This is a genomic window from Bacillus sp. SRI_025, assembly GCF_057592095.1.
Genome location: NZ_JBYEGB010000015.1, coordinates 1 through 1,139 on the forward strand (window position 1 = coordinate 1; position 1,139 = coordinate 1,139).

At 55.2% G+C, this 1,139-nt stretch carries 1 rRNA gene; it reads left to right on the forward strand.

The window, feature by feature from the left end:
- Positions 1–1,139: ribosomal RNA gene (locus tag AC20OE_RS18725) — 16S ribosomal RNA — on the forward strand; the annotation flags it as partial.

Below are 1,139 nucleotides of genomic sequence, written 5' to 3' on the forward strand. Positions count from 1 at the left end.
TCGGAGAGTTTGATCCTGGCTCAGGACGAACGCTGGCGGCGTGCCTAATACATGCAAGTCGAGCGGACAGAAGGGAGCTTGCTCCCGGATGTTAGCGGCGGACGGGTGAGTAACACGTGGGTAACCTGCCTGTAAGACTGGGATAACTCCGGGAAACCGGAGCTAATACCGGATAGTTCCTTGAACCGCATGGTTCAAGGATGAAAGACGGTTTCGGCTGTCACTTACAGATGGACCCGCGGCGCATTAGCTAGTTGGTGGGGTAATGGCTCACCAAGGCGACGATGCGTAGCCGACCTGAGAGGGTGATCGGCCACACTGGGACTGAGACACGGCCCAGACTCCTACGGGAGGCAGCAGTAGGGAATCTTCCGCAATGGACGAAAGTCTGACGGAGCAACGCCGCGTGAGTGATGAAGGTTTTCGGATCGTAAAGCTCTGTTGTTAGGGAAGAACAAGTGCGAGAGTAACTGCTCGCACCTTGACGGTACCTAACCAGAAAGCCACGGCTAACTACGTGCCAGCAGCCGCGGTAATACGTAGGTGGCAAGCGTTGTCCGGAATTATTGGGCGTAAAGGGCTCGCAGGCGGTTTCTTAAGTCTGATGTGAAAGCCCCCGGCTCAACCGGGGAGGGTCATTGGAAACTGGGAAACTTGAGTGCAGAAGAGGAGAGTGGAATTCCACGTGTAGCGGTGAAATGCGTAGAGATGTGGAGGAACACCAGTGGCGAAGGCGACTCTCTGGTCTGTAACTGACGCTGAGGAGCGAAAGCGTGGGGAGCGAACAGGATTAGATACCCTGGTAGTCCACGCCGTAAACGATGAGTGCTAAGTGTTAGGGGGTTTCCGCCCCTTAGTGCTGCAGCTAACGCATTAAGCACTCCGCCTGGGGAGTACGGTCGCAAGACTGAAACTCAAAGGAATTGACGGGGGCCCGCACAAGCGGTGGAGCATGTGGTTTAATTCGAAGCAACGCGAAGAACCTTACCAGGTCTTGACATCCTCTGACAACCCTAGAGATAGGGCTTTCCCTTCGGGGACAGAGTGACAGGTGGTGCATGGTTGTCGTCAGCTCGTGTCGTGAGATGTTGGGTTAAGTCCCGCAACGAGCGCAACCCTTGATCTTAGTTGCCAGCATT